At 60.1% G+C, this 16312-nt stretch carries 10 protein-coding genes; 5 read left to right on the top strand and 5 right to left on the bottom strand.

Annotated elements, in window-relative coordinates; genetic code table 11:
• Positions 1–33: 33 nt before the first annotated feature.
• A complete protein-coding gene (locus G4G27_RS17155; RefSeq protein WP_183109766.1) occupies positions 34–1173 on the bottom strand; it encodes an FAD-dependent oxidoreductase in 1140 nt (379 codons plus the stop codon).
• Positions 1174–1253: 80 nt separating this feature from the next.
• Between G4G27_RS17155 and G4G27_RS17160 the strand changes: the two genes are divergently transcribed.
• Together G4G27_RS17160 and G4G27_RS17165 are read left to right on the top strand one after the other, a co-directional pair.
• A complete protein-coding gene (locus G4G27_RS17160; RefSeq protein ID WP_183109767.1) occupies positions 1254–1718 on the top strand; it encodes a RidA family protein in 465 nt (154 codons plus the stop codon).
• Positions 1719–3185, top strand: a complete 1467-nt coding sequence (locus G4G27_RS17165) for a M81 family metallopeptidase (RefSeq protein ID WP_183109768.1) — start codon at positions 1719–1721, stop codon at positions 3183–3185.
• A 1316-nt stretch (positions 3186–4501) separates the two neighbouring features.
• Here the strand turns inward: G4G27_RS17165 and G4G27_RS17170 are convergent.
• Positions 4502–5344 (bottom strand): copper resistance protein B, encoded by an 843-nt coding sequence (locus G4G27_RS17170; RefSeq protein ID WP_183109769.1) that lies wholly within the window; start codon positions 5342–5344, stop codon positions 4502–4504.
• Positions 5341–7050 carry a copper resistance system multicopper oxidase gene (locus G4G27_RS17175; protein ID WP_183109770.1) on the bottom strand — a complete coding sequence of 570 codons (1710 nt, stop codon included), beginning with the start codon at positions 7048–7050 and terminating at the stop codon, positions 5341–5343. Before G4G27_RS17175 ends, G4G27_RS17170 begins: the two co-directional genes overlap by 4 nt.
• Before the next feature lie 229 nt (positions 7051–7279).
• Here G4G27_RS17175 and G4G27_RS17180 point away from each other — a divergent pair, with 229 nt between their 5' ends.
• The 3 genes from G4G27_RS17180 (at position 7280) to G4G27_RS17190 (ending at position 9647) form a co-directional block, all read left to right on the top strand.
• Positions 7280–7594, top strand: coding sequence for a copper resistance CopC family protein (locus G4G27_RS17180; RefSeq protein ID WP_267134671.1), 315 nt, complete (start codon positions 7280–7282; stop codon positions 7592–7594).
• A gap of 136 nt (positions 7595–7730) precedes the next feature.
• On the top strand, positions 7731–8576 hold the full coding sequence (locus tag G4G27_RS17185; RefSeq protein WP_202049603.1) for a DJ-1/PfpI family protein: 846 nt from the start codon (positions 7731–7733) through the stop codon (positions 8574–8576).
• A 321-nt stretch (positions 8577–8897) separates the two neighbouring features.
• A complete protein-coding gene (locus G4G27_RS17190) occupies positions 8898–9647 on the top strand; it encodes a helix-turn-helix domain-containing protein (RefSeq protein WP_183109772.1) in 750 nt (249 codons plus the stop codon).
• Positions 9648–9756: 109 nt separating this feature from the next.
• Here the strand turns inward: G4G27_RS17190 and G4G27_RS17195 are convergent, their stop codons facing one another.
• Together G4G27_RS17195 and G4G27_RS17200 are read right to left on the bottom strand one after the other, a co-directional pair.
• Complete coding sequence (locus G4G27_RS17195) at positions 9757–12036, bottom strand: TonB-dependent receptor (RefSeq protein WP_183109773.1); 2280 nt, start codon at positions 12034–12036, stop codon at positions 9757–9759.
• 517 nt (positions 12037–12553) lie between these two features.
• Complete coding sequence (locus tag G4G27_RS17200; RefSeq protein WP_183109774.1) at positions 12554–15391, bottom strand: TonB-dependent receptor; 2838 nt, start codon at positions 15389–15391, stop codon at positions 12554–12556.
• Positions 15392–16312: the final 921 nt, after the last annotated feature.

Genomic DNA, 16312 nt, shown 5'->3' on the forward strand with positions numbered 1-16312 from the left:
GCCGCGCACAAATTCGCGGCCCAACCGCTCATATCATTCGCTGAGCCGCAGCCTGTCAGGCACGAGCGCATTGGCACAGACGCCCGCTGCGGCGAGTTGCTCCGGAAGGGCGTCGCCATTGACCAGCGCTGCGACCAGTTGGGCTACGGCGGGCGCCGTCTGGATCCCAAAGCCGCCTTGGCCCGCCAACCAAAAAAAGGCCGGCTGTGCAGGATCGCGTCCGCACACCAGATTACGATCCGGTGCAAAGCTACGTAGCCCAGCCCAGCGCGAATGCAGTCGTCGTGGCACCATCGTCGTCGCCTGTTCGAGGCGATTGATGAGTTCGGCCAGATGCAGCTCCTCCGGCTGGACATCCCCCGCCACCGCTGGTTGCTCGTCGGAGAGAGATGCCAGCACCCGGCCCGAATCGGGTTTAAAATAGTAGGTATGATCGGCCGCCATCACCATCGGCCAATCGCCCGAATCAACCTCGGCGGCGGGATCGAATGTGGCAACAGTGCGAGCGAGCGGGGAGATTCCGACGGGCGCCACGCCTGCCAACTCTGCCACGTTGTCCGCCCATGCACCCGCCGCGTTCACGATCATGAGAGCGGAAAAGTGGCGGTCGCCGCAGGCAATCTGCCAGACGCCGCCCGATCGATCGAGCGAGGCTACCCTCGCCCCGCAGAGAAGCTGTGTGCCGCGCCGTCGAGCTCCGCGAAGGAATCCGGCATGGAGCGCGGCGACGTCTATGTCGGCAGCGGCCGGCTCATACAGTGCAGCCGCGAGGCACTCGGGACGCAAAACGGGTACCAGGGACAACGCACTTGCCGCGTTGAGGTGGCGCACTGAAACGCCAACCGCGTCCGCTCGCGCGGCAAGGTCGTCCAACCGATGGCCGTCGTCGGGGCCTGCGGCAAATAATAAGCCGCGCGGCGTCAGCAGCGGGTTTTCGGCGAACCCGTTTGGCGGCGCAGCAAGAAAAGACTGGCTGGCTGCAGTCAGAGCGCGAACCTGATCGGAACCATACGTCCGACTGAGGATAGCGACCGACCTCCCGGTCGAGTGATAGCCGGGCTGATCTTCCGCCTCGAGGAGCAGGACGCGGTGGCGTCCTGCGAGTGCCCACGCTGCCGCAGCGCCTGCGATGCCGGCCCCGATGACGGCAATGTCGAATACAGAATCTTCCATAAGGCGTATTGTATAACGTGACGACGGCTCGCTATACAATACCCAAGGTTTTTTTGATCGCAGGAATAGGGAACCCAGAGATGCCGCAGATTTCAGCGTTGGTGGAAGCCAGGGGACACCGCCTGCCACAGGTCAAGCAGGGAGCGACAAGCTTCCTTCTGTACCGCATGGTCGGGTCCGTGCTGCATATCTCGGGGCAAATTGCGCAGTGGGAAGGTAGTCGGCCCCATCTCGGCCGTCTCGGCGCAGAGATCGCGACGCCCGATGGCATCAAAGCGGCCGAGCTCTGCGCGCTGAACATCCTCGCATGGCTCTCCCAGGCAACCAAGGATGACGCTGACCGTGTAGACTGCTGCCTAAGGCTTGGAGGATTTGTCGCCAGCACGCCGGAGTTCACCGAGCAGAGCCAAGTGATCAGTGGCGCGTCAAATCTTATCGTCGACGTGTTCGGTGAGCGTGGCCGGCACACACGAACGGCCGTTGGCGTGGCATCCCTCCCCTTCGGCGTCGCGGTGGAGATCGACGCACAATTCGTGCTGCGCTGAGTGCGCGTCTTTACTGCGTCGCTGGGCACCGAGACCAATAGCTTTTCGCCGCTGCCAACCGGCATCCAAGCTTTCCGCGACATGTTTTTGTGGCACGCAGGCGAACATCCCGACGATGGCCCGCAGATCACCACTGCGCCATTGTGGGTGGCGCGGCAACGCGCTCGATCCCATGGTTGGCAGGTCAGCGAAGGGCTTTGTGCTTACGCGACGCCGGCCGGGCCGGTGACGCGGCCTGTTTATGAGGCGCTGCGCGACGAATTGCTCGACGATCTGAAGCGGGCGCTTCCAGTCGACGCGGTTCTGCTCGGCCTTCATGGCGCGATGATCGCGGAAGGGTACGAGGATGCCGAGGCTGATCTCCTCAAGCGCTTGCGCGCCATCACCGGGCCAACGGTGGTTGTCGGCGCGGCAATCGACCTCCATGCCAATCTGAGCGAGGCGATGGTTGCGCTGACCGACGTCATCATCGCTTATAAGGAGTATCCACACGTCGACTTCGTCGCGCGCGCAGAGGAGCTTGCCGATATCGTAGCGGCAACCGTCGCGGGCCGGATACGTCCGGTCCAAGCGCTCGCCGACTGCGCGATGATTACGCCGTTGTTCACGACTCAGCCAGAGGTCGCGGCATTCGTCGAGCGCCTACGCGCAGTGGAGCGCTCTCCTGCAGTCCTGTCCGTATCGTTCAATCACGGCTTTCCCTTTTCGGATAGCCCCGACATGGGCGCGAGGATGCTAGTCGTTACCGATGGCGATGCCGCGCTGGCGCAGCGCCTCGCTGATGCGCTGGCGCTTGAGGCCTTTGCGTTGCGCGGAAGCGCCAGCCGACAACGCTCGACGATCGCCGAGGCGCTGGCGGCCTTGCCGCCTGGCGGCTACAAGCCGGTGATCTGGGCCGATATCGCCGACAATAGCGGCGCCGGCGCGCCCAACGATTCAACATTCATTCTCCGCGCACTGCTCGATGCGAAGGTTGCCGATGTTGCGCTCGGTCCGATCTGGGATCCTGTTGCTGCCGCAATCGCATTTGACGCCGGGCTTGGTGCGCGACTGAACCTCAGGGTCGGCGGCAAGATCGGCCCGGTGTCGGGCGATCCGCTCGACTTGACCGTCGAGGTCGTCGCGCTTCATCGGTCGATGACTCAGCATTATGGCCAGTCGGTCGTCCCCCTGGGGGACTGCGCGGCTATCCGCGCGAACGGCATCGACATCGTGCTGTCGTCGACGCGCATCCAAGCCTATCATCCCGAACTCTTCACGCAGTTGAACGTTGATCTCGCGAGCAAGCGGTTGATCGTCGTAAAGTCCGGGCAACATTTCCACGCCGCCTTCGCACCGCTAGCAAGTACCATCGTCTATGTCAGCGCGCCCGGTACTTTGGTGCCGGTCCAGAGCTTACCATTCATGCGTGCCGCACGGCCGAAATGGCCGTTCGATCCACCCGAGGTTTGCCGTCCCGTAGGCTGAAGGCTGCTTCTTTCTGAATGATGCTTTCGCGTAGCGCAACGAGCGCCAAATTCATCATACAGTGCGGACCGAATAGCTCGTCGAAATGGTGAAGTGATTATACCCGGCGGCCCATGCAGCGTCGATGGGCGCGATGGGCTGTTACAAATCCCCGTGGTGCGTTTCTGATTGATATCTGGGCCGCCCAACTCAACGCCGCCAAATCCGGTCGCAATCGGCGGACGCTCGGCGGAAGACGTAGCATCGGCCCGAACGATCCGGCTGTTTTCTTGTCGAGCTAGCCTGGCGTTGACGGACGGGAGGCGAATGCGCTTTGAGGTTAAACAGACCGCTGATCGCGACGACGCCGCTGATTCCTTCCTCGAGGCTGAAGCTGACCGACAAGTGAACCGGTTGAAATGGCAGGTCACAAACAGACCTCGATCGACCCGCCGAGCGATGTCGTCGATGACTTAATCGAGCGAACCGCCAGCCGCGCATCGGCGATGACCTGGGCGAAGGTCACAAGGGCGACAGCTAATGTGTGACGATCGCGACGTTGAATCCCTTGGAGGGCGATCGCTCCCCGACGTAGCGATAATGCTCCTTCGTCGATGTTTGCCAATAACCACGGCTTCAGAAGATCAGTGTTGGGGCGGTCGCCAACGACGTCGCGGTTCTGAAATCGTGCAGCCGATGGCAGGGACCATCGCGATAATGGGCATCGGGCGTTGCGTTGACCTTTTGTGGCAGAGCCTCGGCCAGGGCCATGCGCTCGTCGCAAACCGCAAGAATTCGATCCGACTCGACGCCCCGATCATTCTCCTAACCAGCGTTAACCGCTCGCGCGCTCATCGCGGCATAATCGAGACCCATCATGCAATCCTTTTTTCTCTACAACGCGCCGCTCGATGAGCGGGAAGGCGCGATCGCGAGGCGCTAGGTCGGTGTCCTGAGCACTACTGAAAAGTGGCACCGTCGCGCCGAGCACGCCATCCCGGCGGATGAGGTGATGGTAGCTTGCTGCCTGACCCGTCAGAAGGGCCAGAATCGAATAAGCGAGGAGCGGCGTGTCAGCATTAAATTGGGCCAGAGCCGGTCATCCTTGGCCAGAAGACTACGGAACGCGAAGAGTCCAAACACCGCTTACTTGGACCCAAATAGAAGGGCATGAACCGGCCGGCTCAGTGGAACGGCGAACAAAAGCACGTAGAAAAAGCGGTGGACGGATTTCAGCAACGTGTGGTGCCGTTATCCAGGCCTCGTGGCAGCGGCCGACGCTTGTCGTCAGCGTCCACGCGCGCGGCTTAAGCGATCAGGGTTGGCGCGCCAAGGCTCTAGAAATAAGTGCGAATGCCGAGCACTAGGCTGGTTTTGCTCGCATCTCGACCCGCGGCACGAACAAGTGCCACACTGCTGCCGACCGATGCTTCATGCGAAATGCCAATATATGGCGCGAATTCGCGCCGGAGCTCGTAGCGCAGCCGCAGGCCCAGTTCAACGTCACTCAACCCAGGACCCATCTCAGCAAACCGGACCATTTGAGCGGAGAGCTCCGCCTCGACGCGCGGCTGCAGGACAAGGCGTTGGGTCAGGCGCATGTCGTGGGAAAGTTTCACCCGGCTGAGCAACTCGCCGCGATTCGACAGGAAGAGGTGCGCTTCAACGTCGATCCAATAAGGAGCCACGCCCTGGACGCCCAGGACGGCGTAAGCTCGACCCGGTCGCGGGCGCAGATCGTAGCGAATACCCGTCTGCACGCTGAAATAGGGATCAACCGCGCGCGACCATAGTGCCTGAACTTCCGCATGATCTGTGACGCTCTTTGTCGACCCGGCCCCCTCGCTTTTAACAAAGAGCCGATCGCGATCCCCGCCATACCAGAACTGCCCGTCCCAGCCGTAAGCGCCAGCCTCCTTGTTCACGGAGATCTCGGCAATGTCGATCAACAACATCGAGTAGGTTGCTCCCCCATGTTCGCGGCGCAGACCATCCCGAGCCAGCGCCATCACGTCAGCGGGGTAATAGGCGTCGGCGGCGGCAGCGGCCGGCGCGGTGGGCCCCGGCGCTTCCGGGCCGGCTGGGCTTGCCGTCGGAGAAGCCGAAGGTGCGGGGATTGTTTGGGCTTGAAGCGCCGACGCGCCGCCCAGGAACGCGGCTGCGGCGAAAAAACACTTCATGCTCCCTGCTCCAGCGGGCGCACGGAGACGACGCGGAACATGCCAGCGTGCATGTGGAATTGCATATGGCAGTGAAACGCCCAATCTCCTGGCGCATCCATCGTCGCGTCGAACACGACCTTGCCACCTGGTTGTACATTGACCGTATGTTTGCGCGGTGCGTGGCCGCCTTTGCCTGTCACAAGCTCGAAAAAATGACCATGCAGGTGAATCGGGTGCGACATCATCGTGTCGTTGATCAGCGTCACCCGAACACGCTCGTCCTTCTTGAACGCGAGTGGTGGCGCTCGGTCACTGAACTTTACTCCGTCGAACGCCCAGACATAACTTTCCATGTTACCGGTCAAGTGGACTGTTATTTTGCGTTCCGGCGGTCGCGGATCGGGATTCGGGGTCAGAGCGACGAGATCTCCATAGTTGAGGACGCGGTGACCTACGTCGGCCAGCCCGACGCCGGGCTCCCTAGTCCGGTTGGTCGCCATCGGCGCCAAGGTCGCGACACCAGGATTGAGTATTACGCCGGGGGCGTTGACTGGATTGCGCATCGACATGTCCATTGCTGCACCGTCCGACGTGCCCATGTCCATGCCCATGTCAATCATGCCGAGGATAGGCCGTTTGCGTAGCGTTGGGACAACCGGCGTCATGCCGATGCGGGGCGAAAGCATTCCCCAGACCATGCCCGATCGATCGACCGCCTCGGCTACAACCGCATAGGCGCGATCCCCTGCGGGCTCCACGATCACGTCATAGGTTTCCGCAACGGCGATCTGTAACTCGTCGACCTTGACCGGTCGGACATTCTGTCCGTCGCTTTGGACCACGGTCATGGCGAGGCCGGCCAGACGAAAGTTGAAATTAGTCATCGAGGAGGCATTGATTACGCGCAACCGCACCCGCTCGGCGGCGGTGAACAGGCCGGTCCAACCCTGCGCGGAAACCTGGCCGTTCAACAGATAGCTGTAGGTTGCACCGGTGACGTCGGAGATATCGGTGGGCTCCATCCGCATGCGGCCCCAGTCGAGCCGGTCCCTCAATTTCTGATCTCGGGCCGCGATCAACCCCGTTATGGTCTGGCGCTGATAGTTGAAATATTCCGTGTCTTGCTTGAGCTTTCGCATCAGCGCATGGCCATGCAGCGAACTCCAGTCCGAGAGCACGATGACATGTTCGCGATCGCTGGCGACCGGGTCGTTGCCGGCGGGGTCGATGACGATCGCTCCATACGTTCCCTCCTGCTCCTGCATCCCGGAATGGCTGTGGTACCAATAAGTGCCCGCCTGCTTCGGGGTGAAATCATAGGTGAAGGTCTCGCCCGGGCGGATGCCGGGGAAACTGACGCCTGGCACGCCGTCGAACTGGAATGGCACGAGCAGACCATGCCAATGGATGGAAGTATCCTCCTGTAGCCCGTTCGAGACGACTAGGCGCACCGGCCTGCCCTCACGCAGGCGAATAAGCGGCCCGGGAAGAGACCCATTGATCAGCACGCCATGACCTCGACGGCCGCCGATCGTCAGCGGTCGATGTGCGATCGACAACCGGATTTCATCGCCTGAAAGGACGTCCGATGACGAGGGAGTGGCAGACCAGCCGGAGGATGGCCTGAACGCAACGACGGCACCAATTCCGAGCGCAGACCTGAGGAGCGTACGGCGAGCAAGAATTAGCGGGCGAGGTACCGACGCTGTATCGAAATTGGCCATATCCCACTCCCCTTCCGCCCATCAATCAACGCTTGATGTATCGCAATATGAGACGTAGTATCTCTTCGTGCAACAGAAAACCGCTCGTGAATTCGTCCGCCCAATGTTCAGGTGCTGCGGATCACGCTCTTGAAGGGACATGCCAGTGCGATTGAACGCTCTTATCCTTGCCATCGCCGTCAGTGCGCCAGCCGCCGCACAACAGGTTACGTCCACTGTGGGTCCTGGGATGTCAGTGCGGTCAACGCCGCAACCATGGATCAAGACGTCGTCACCGCGCGATGGCGCGATGCTGCAGTCGCCGCCTTCTCAGTTCGAGGTCACATTCAACCAGCCAATGGCGCTCAAGCGCATAGCCTTGACCGACGATACGGATAGCGAAGTCGCCGTGACCGCCACGCCGGCGCAGCCGGATGCGAGCTCCGCCACCGTCCTGTTACCTCAGCTCGATCCCGGGACCTACAAGCTGCATTGGGTCGGCTCGGATGCAAACGGCAACGAGCTGGCAGGTGACCTGTCGTTCATGGTGCATCATTCCCGATGATTCACTTGGTGGCCGCGCACCTAGGATCGGACGCACTAAGCCTGTTCTGTCAACATAGTTCGACGGTCGAGGCCTCGGTTAACCCTCAAGATCACGAGCCTGCGCGCACGCTGGTCTCACTGACAAAGGAAAGAATATGTCGGTTGTTGATTCTCCGGTGATGGTTGAAGTCAATCGTCGCCTGCTAGGAAAAATGCTTGCCGGTGGCATGCTCGGCGGAAGTTTGTTGGGCCCCTCGGCTCTCGCTCTGGCCCAGGAACCGAAACCAACTCATGTCCATCCCAAACCGCCGGCCAATGCGCCGACCATATCAATCCTTGTCTACTCAGGCATGGTGTTACTCGACCTTGCCGGCCCGCTGTCAGTTTTCACGATCATGGGGTCGTTGATTCAGCTGATTGGGAAGAATTTACAGCCAGTCACCACCGATTGTGGGATATCGGTATCGCCGACCCATGATCTGACGACGGCGCGCAAGGCCGCTGATGTTTTCCTGATCCCGGGCGGAACGATAGGGACCATCGAGTGCATGAATGATCCGGCCATCCTCGATTTCGTACGGGCGCAGGGCGATGCTGCTAAATATGTCACGAGCGTTTGCACCGGGAGCTTGGTTCTCGCAGCTGCCGGCCTATTGCGCGGCTATCGCGCGACGTCGCTTTGGGCTGTGGCCGACCTACTCCCGCTGATGGGCGCTCAACATGTAGATGAGCGGGTCGTCGTCGACAGGAACCGTATCACGGCGGGGGGCGTGACGGCCGGCATCGATTTTGGCTTGATGCTCGCGGCCAAGCTGACGGACGAACGAACTGCCAAGCGGGTCCAGCTTACATTAGAATATGCCCCCCAGCCCCCCTTCCATGCTGGCACACCGCAAGATGCCGGCCCGGAACTCCTTGCTTACACCCGCGGGCGACGCAAAGGGATGGACGCTGCAGCAGCAAATGCCGCGAGGGTTGCTGGAAAACGCCTGAGGGTCTGACATCGCCACCCTGACGGGACACATACTGAGTGCTGTTGCGCGATGATGCCGGCGCGTCAATGATACGCCGTTTATGAAACTTCATGCGTCTCCTAGGTATTTAGGCGGTCAGAGGACCTCAAGCATAGGGCGTGGGAGCAAAGGCAATTCAGCGGTACGCGACTTGGCTACGGCCGACCGCGTCCCGTGTTCGCTTTTCTGAGGGCGAGGGAGTCCTTCGCCTTGCTCAACCACGGGACCTAGTCCAGGCTATCCAAAACACTCGATGTTGCGTATTGCGAGACAAAGGTCCCACCAAATGGATTGTTACGAAAGATGATGATGGAGGAAAGCGACAAGCAGAAGGCGGATCGTCCTGCCGCGGGGGTCAAGAGCGTCGAGGTAACGGTGCAAATCCTGGAAGCGCTGACCGAGTCCACTGGCGTCGTTCGGGTCACCGATCTAGCCCGCCGCCTCGATATGACAAAGGCGCGCGTTTCGCGCCACCTTCAGACGTTGACCGCGCTCGGCTTGGTCGATCGCGCGGCCGAAGGTGAGGGTTATGTCTTCGGCCGCAAGCTCTTGAAGTTCGGGCGCGCCGCCGTGTACCGCAGCAATATCGTTCAGATCGCGCAACCGTATCTTGCCGAGCTACGCAACCAGTCCGGCCACACTGCTTTCCTGACGGTGCCGACCAAGGATGGAGCGATGGTGGTCGCAGCCGCGCATAATCAATTCGAGCCTGGCGTTATGATCCATCCAGGCACCGTCCTGACCTTGCCGAGTTCGCCCGCCGCCCGCCTGATTCACTTCTTCGAGGGGCAAACGCCCAAGCCAGCCCATGTCCAGGACCGGCTGCGCCGCTTCGGTGTCGACTTTGAGGCTAACACGCGAGGCAACGGCCTGGGTGGCATTGCCGCGCCGATCTTCGAACCGGAAGGGCCCATCTCATCCGCAATTGGCATCATCCTCTCATCTTCACTGCTTCTACCTGAGCCCCGGGCCGATCTGGTTGCGCAAGTGAAGGAAGCAGCGAACCGCATCCAGAACATTTACGCTGAAGGCGCGGTCTCGCCGCTCATGCCCGTCTAACGGTTCGCGCGCCAAAAGCCGGGCTTGGGCACTCCGACGGAACGTGGTCCACAAGCTTGGATAATAAGATCCGACCGGGCCTCGTGGCCCGGCCGGAACAGGCTGGCCGTTAGAAATTGAAGCGAACGTTAGCGGCGACCTCGCGCGGACGGCCCACGTCCCATTGGCTCAAACCGATGATGTGTTCCTTGATCCCAAAGTCGACACCGCCGATGTAGTAGAGTTTGTTCGTCAGGTTGGTTGCGAGAACGGCGATGCTCCATTTTTTGTTCGGTGCTCGATACTCCAAGCGGGCGTTTAGCAGGCCGTAAGCCGGCACCACCAAGCTATTCGTGTCCGAGGAAGCCGTACTCTGGCTCGATCGATAGCTATAGGAGATATTGCCGAGGACGGAGCCGCTGCCCACCGGCGCGTCATAAGTGGCTCCGATGTTGTAGTTCCACTTAGGCGAGCGCAGCACGAGGCTGTTCGTGTTGACGCCGGTCGCGGAGCCGACATTATCATATTTGGCGTCGAGATATCCGAGGTTGCCGTTGAGCGTCAGGCCGTCGAACGGCTTGATGATAGTCTCGAGCTCGACACCCCCGCGATGCGCCTTGCCGACGTTCTGGATATAGACCAGGTTTACGGTGTCATCGCGCGCGGTGAGCTGCTGGTTCGAGTATTTCATGTAAAAACCGGTCAGGTTGAACCGGACATGATGGTCGAACAGGTCGGCGCGTAACCCGCCTTCATAATTCCAGACGACTTCGGGCTCGTAGGTTTGGCACGAATAGTTGAAGGCGTCAGGACATCGGGCGACTAGGCCCGGACTGGTTCGCGAGATGGGCGAGGTCAGGATATTGATACCACCGCTGCGGAAGCCCTTTGTAACCGATGCATAGGTCATGAAGGTCGGCGACCATTGATACTGGATCGCCAACCGCGGCGAGAAATTGTCCCAGCTGCCCTTGCCGGAGCCGAAATAGCCGGTAACGGGCTTTGCGCCTGCGTCCGTGCGGGTGGAGTTCGCCGATTTGTTGTCGCGGCTGTAGCGGATGCCGGCGGTCAGCGACAGCTTCTCGGTCGCCTTCAACGTGAACTGCCCGAAGGCCGCATAGCTGTTCACCGTCTGCCCCTGCGTCGTCAGGCGCGGCGCGGGATACTCGACGTCGGTAGCTGCATAATTGTAGGCGTTGTCATACGGTGACTCGGTAAGATAGTAGAGCCCCGTCGCGAAATCGAGACGGTCGTCCCATAGCTTTCCCGTGAGCTGCAGTTCTTCCGAGAATTGGTTTGTCGTCCGATAAAGTCCCGTATCAAACAGCTTCGGCAAGCCACCATCCCAGCTGCTGATATTGGTGATATTCGCCGCCGAGTAGGCGGTGATCGATTTCAAATTAAAGTGATCGCCCACCTCAAGATTGATGACACCAGAGACGGAAAAATTGGCGTCCCGATAGTGCTGGTCGTCGCCGCCGTATCGATTGTACGGGCTCGTGCTCTGATACCGACTGTCGAACGGCTGACCCGTCTTTGCCAGATAGGCCCTCGGATAACTGGAATTCGGATCGATATAGAACACCGTATAGGCACGGCCATTATTCTCCGACACCATGTAATCAGCGGTCAGATCCACGGTTAGCCGATCAGAGAGCAGCGCCCGGAACTGCAAGCGCCCCATTCGAATGTCTTGGTTGCCGTCCTTCCTGTCACCCATGATATGAGAGACGTAGCCATCTTCTTTGATTATGCCGAACGTTGCCTTGACGAAGAACGTGTCGCTCAAGGGGACGTTGATGCTTGCCTTGATGCCGAGCCGGTTGAAGTTTCCGGCTGTCACATCGACATAGCCACCGAGCCGGCTCGACGGCTGGCGGCTTATATAGCGGATCGCTCCGCCGATGGTGTTCTTCCCGAACAAGGTGCCTTGGGGACCACGCAAAATTTCGATGCGGTCAACATCGAGCAGCGAGAGGAAGCTGCTGTCGCTGCGGCTAACAAAAACGTCGTCAACATAAACACCGACACCTTGGTCAAAGGTGATGCCGGATCGATCCTGGCCGATTCCGCGGACAAAGAAGCCACCACTTTGGGTGCCGCCGGTGGACTGGCTGCCGGCGAGAACGTTGGGGGCCAGCGCACCAATATCGAGAAGCGATTCGACATTTTTCGTCCGCAGATCTTCCGACGACACGGCAGTGATCGCGAGCGGGGTCTGCTGTATGTTAGTCTTTCGCTTTTCAGCGGTTACCACGATATCGGGAAGTCCTCCCGAAGCATCGCTCGCCTGCGATGGATCCATTGCCTGGGCCTCGCACCCTGAACTGGCCGCCATCGATATCGCGACGGCGATCGCGGTCACCGACACGCGGTGCATGCCCGTTATCTTGTTGCGCGTGATGTTCATTAACGTTTCCTTTTACGTTCGGAACCCTGTCTTCCCTTGGACATATTCTGGAGATGTCTCTCTCCATTCACTTGTTGACTCACTGAATTTGCAATGCTGCGCCGCGGTCTTCGGGGCTCTGCCTGCATTAAGCGGACGTCCACTCGCCATGAGAAGGCTGCGAAGCAGTTCGACACGAGCCGAAGTGGCAGCTTCGGCGACGGCTTGCGACGACACCGAGCGGAGCGACTTGTGGAGCAAAGGACGAAAGTCGTATTCGGGTTGGCTGACCCCTCAATTGTCATGCTATGCGTGACGATAGATCGTGTAGCGTAACATGCAACAATTTTTTAGCATGTTAGATTCGTAGCCCTTGGGCCGTCCGAAACAGCGTGAAATTGCTGGCTTCTGCGTCGCTAGGCCGCTTGTTAGGTCTATTGCCGGGCAGTGTGACAAAACGGACGCCTCACCAAGGCTGCGAAGGGCGCGGTCTACACGACGGGCCGCGCCCGTCTCGCAGCAAAGTCGATCAAATGGATCAGTAAGCCAAGCGAACGCCGGTGCGAAAATAGCGCCCGATACGATCATATTGTCCGGCGATGGCGGTCACCGGAAACGGCGCACTCGCGTCGATTACGTTATTGGCAACAATGTAGAATTGCATCTTTCGCCGGCCTTGGTTCAGGACGTCGAATTGCAGCGACAAATCAAGGTAGGCGCGCGCGCCAACGCGATTGCTGGCGATCGAGATTGGCGATGCCGGATCGTAATATTTGTCGCCCGGGCCGACCAGCGTGGGATCGATCTTGCCCCCGCCGATATAGCGGCCCTGGATGTTGAACGTCACAGGCCCTTGACTGATGGTTGCAGACCCGGTCGCCGTCCAGTGCGGCACGTCGGTCGCGCTGGTCTGCTGTCCGTTGGTGAAGCCCCCAACGGCGCCGGCCCGGTTTATCTTGCCCCCGAGCGTCTGGATCACACCCGCAGCATTAAAGGTCGGCGCGACCCCCGTACCATCATCGACCACCAGGTCGGGCACATAGGTGGCGATACCGCGCAAACTCACCTGCGCGTTTTTGATCGGGAAGCGATAGGATGCCTCGAAGTCTAATCCGCGCTCATGGATCGATGCGATGTTGAGCAATTGTACCGCGACGCTGTTGACGACCGTCGTGCTGCCGGTTCCTGAGCGATTCACAAAAGTGCAAAAGAAGGGCGTCGCGCCGCCATTGGTCTCCGCAAAGCAATTGTCGAGAATGGTCTGAGGAGCGTAGCTGGAGATCGCTCCCTTAAGATTGATGTCGTAATAGTCAATCGACAGCGAAAACCGGGGGATGAAGCGCGGCGTCAGGACCGCACCTGCGGTCCAAGTATCGGCGCGTTCAGGCTGCAATGACGGACTCGGTTGGTTGAACTGGCTGATCTGACCGGTCACGCCACTGAACGGGTTGCGCAATTGGGCGATGGTGCTTGTCGTCGCGAAAAGCTCCGAATTGTTCGGCGCGCGAATATCACGCGAACGCGTGGCGCGAAATCGAATGTCTCGGACAGGCGCGTAGATCAATCCGGCCTTCCAGGTCGTAACGCCACCACTCGTGCTATAGTCCGTATATCGGACGGCGCCGTTTAGCTCGAGTGTCTTGGCGAAAGGAGCGTCCCGAAGGATCGGCGCCACGATCTCACCAAAGCCTTCCTTGACGGCGTAATTGCCAATGTAGGACTTGGGATTGGAATAGTTGAAGCCGCTTGCTTGCGAGATGGCATCCGCCACCGCATTAGCCTTTTCCTGGCGGTACTCGCCACCGACCGCCACCGACACCGGGCCGCCAGGAAGACGGAACAGGTCGCCCTGCAAGGTAAGGGAGCCAACCTGCTGCTCGGTGAGGACCTGATAATTTATTGTACCGGTGACGTAGTTGATCGCGGACGGCGTCGGCGATCCAGCGCCGAACAGGTTAATTGGCACGCAGCCGCTCGCCGCGGCGTTGAAGCGATGGAGAATCTCGCCATTAGCGGCGACAGTGCCGTTGGGCTGCGCCGCAGCGCATACGACCTGGCCACCGACGGTAACCGCATCGACCGCATAACGGAAATTCTGTTCGATTCGTAGGCGCGAGACCTGCGCGGTTAGCGTGTTGCGGCCATATTCGTAATACCCTTTCAAATTCCAGCCACCCCCAAGGCCGGCACTGAAGCCACCAACGAAACGGTAGGTCTCGTTCTTGTTGTTGGTCGCCACGGTACCAAAATCATTGTCGGCGCGACCGAGCGTGAAGGAACTGATGTTATTGGCAACCATGATCTGGCGAATTGAGGCTGGCAGATAGGCATTGTTCTGCAAGATCGTTGTCGCGCTGGCGCCGATTGTCGCTGTATCGCGCACCGGGGGTGATGCGCTGTTCGCTCCGCTTTTTCCGTAACTACCCTCAAGGAACATCGATATCGTGTCGGTGATATTGTAGTCGATATGACCGAATGCGACCTGGCGCGTGACGGGTGTGACAATCGGGAAGCCGTCTTGCGGGAACAGGCCGCCGTTCCCGCCGGTCAGGCCACTCGCGAGCGTGCTCGCCGTGCCGTAAGTAGCGAAATTGCCGTAATTGAAGGTTGATGGCGCTCCACCCGCCCCAAACTGGATGCCGCGCAGCACATCGGCGCCGTTGGCTACGTTGAGGTCCGCGTTGGCGCCGGTGATCAGGCCCCCATAAGCCATGTTGATGAACGATACGCCGCTGAGATAAGCGCGCGACGGTAAGCCGGCGGCCCGGGTGCCGGTATAGGAGACCAGTCCTGGCTGCAGCGCGAAGGCATCGCGTGCGCGGGTGGCGAGGATACCGTCCGACGTCACATAGTCGCCGCCGAGCATGATATGACCGCGGTCGCCCGCGAAGCCAGTGCCAAACGCAAGCGACAACCGCTGTTCGCGATCGTCTCCGCGGCTTGAAATTCCGATTGAACCATCGGCCTTGAAGCCTTCGAGCTTCTTATCGAGAATAATGTTGACGACGCCCGAGACCGCGTCCGAGCCATAGGCGGCGGAAGCACCGCCGGTGACGACATCGACGCGATTGATCAGAATCTGCGGCACAAGATTGAGATCGACCTGGCCGGTGGCCGCTGAGGGAACGAAGCGCCGGCCGTCGACCAGAGTCAGTGTGCGGATGACGCCGAGGCCTCGGAGGTCGGGCGAAAATTGGCCGGTACCAAGGGTCGTGCTGGTCGAGGTCTGGGGACCCTGACTGTTACGGAAGGACGGGATTTCGCCGAGGAACTCGCCAATGCTCGTCGACCCTCGAGCGTTGATCGCATCGATGGTGAGAATCTTGGTAGGGGTCGGCGCCTCCATTCCGGCACGCGAAATGCGGCTGCCGGTCACGATGATGTCGGGGCCTGGCTCTTCCGCTAGAGTCGATCCAGTGGGAGCTTCTTGTGCCCAACTGGCTGCCGGCAGCGCGATCCACGCGGCAGAGGCCAACCATCCACAAAGCCTAATACGCTGGCGCGTCCCCAGCGCCGTTTCACCGTCTTGCGAAATCCTGTCGCGCGCCATCGTCACCCTCTCCCTTGATCCTCGGCCGCTTTCGGCTCTGGGGCGATCCTATTTCTGCTAAACTGATAAGTCAATACGCGTGACATCGTCTCGCCCCTCGCGACATCGCCGAAGCTGGCCCCTGCGCAATCGTCCCGGCATTAGTCGAAAAAAGCAGCGCCAATCCGTCGACGATGCCGCTAATCGTCGCGGTAATCGGTCCCGATCGCAGAGGGCGCAGCGCGCGCATCATGGCTTGGATCGATGACAGCGATCGCCGGCCAAAGAGGCGATCTGGGGGATCTACCGCGCGCCAGCTGCGTCGCGACATTTGTCTCAGCGGACGCGTGTGTCGGGATAGTATTGGACAAAAACGGTGTCGGTCGCCGCATGCGTCTGGTGGAAGTTGTAATAAGCAGCTGCGGGAGCGATGAGCTCCCCGGGCTGGCCCTTCTTGACAATGAAAATATACTTAGTCCGGCCCAAGGTTTGCCTGATCTTTGATATTCTTCGGGCCGCACTCTAGCTCCAAATGGCGGAAAAAGGGGGTCACGTCACTTGCCCACCTCCTCGTTGACGACGCCGTAAGATTGATACCGATGGACTGGCCCTGAAGTTCGCAGTTGAGTTTCGCCCCAGGGCGTCGCCATCGTTGTCGAACAGGAGTGACACCGGTCCCAGCGCGCGTTCCACGATTTCCGCCGTCATCCGCGCCATAACGTGAAATAGTCTGTTCGAGCGTTAGGGCTCAGCTTCCTCTGCGTGAAA

Origin of the sequence: Sphingomonas sp. So64.6b (assembly GCF_014171475.1) — a bacterium.
Classification (GTDB): Bacteria; Pseudomonadota; Alphaproteobacteria; order Sphingomonadales; family Sphingomonadaceae; genus Sphingomonas; species Sphingomonas alpina_A.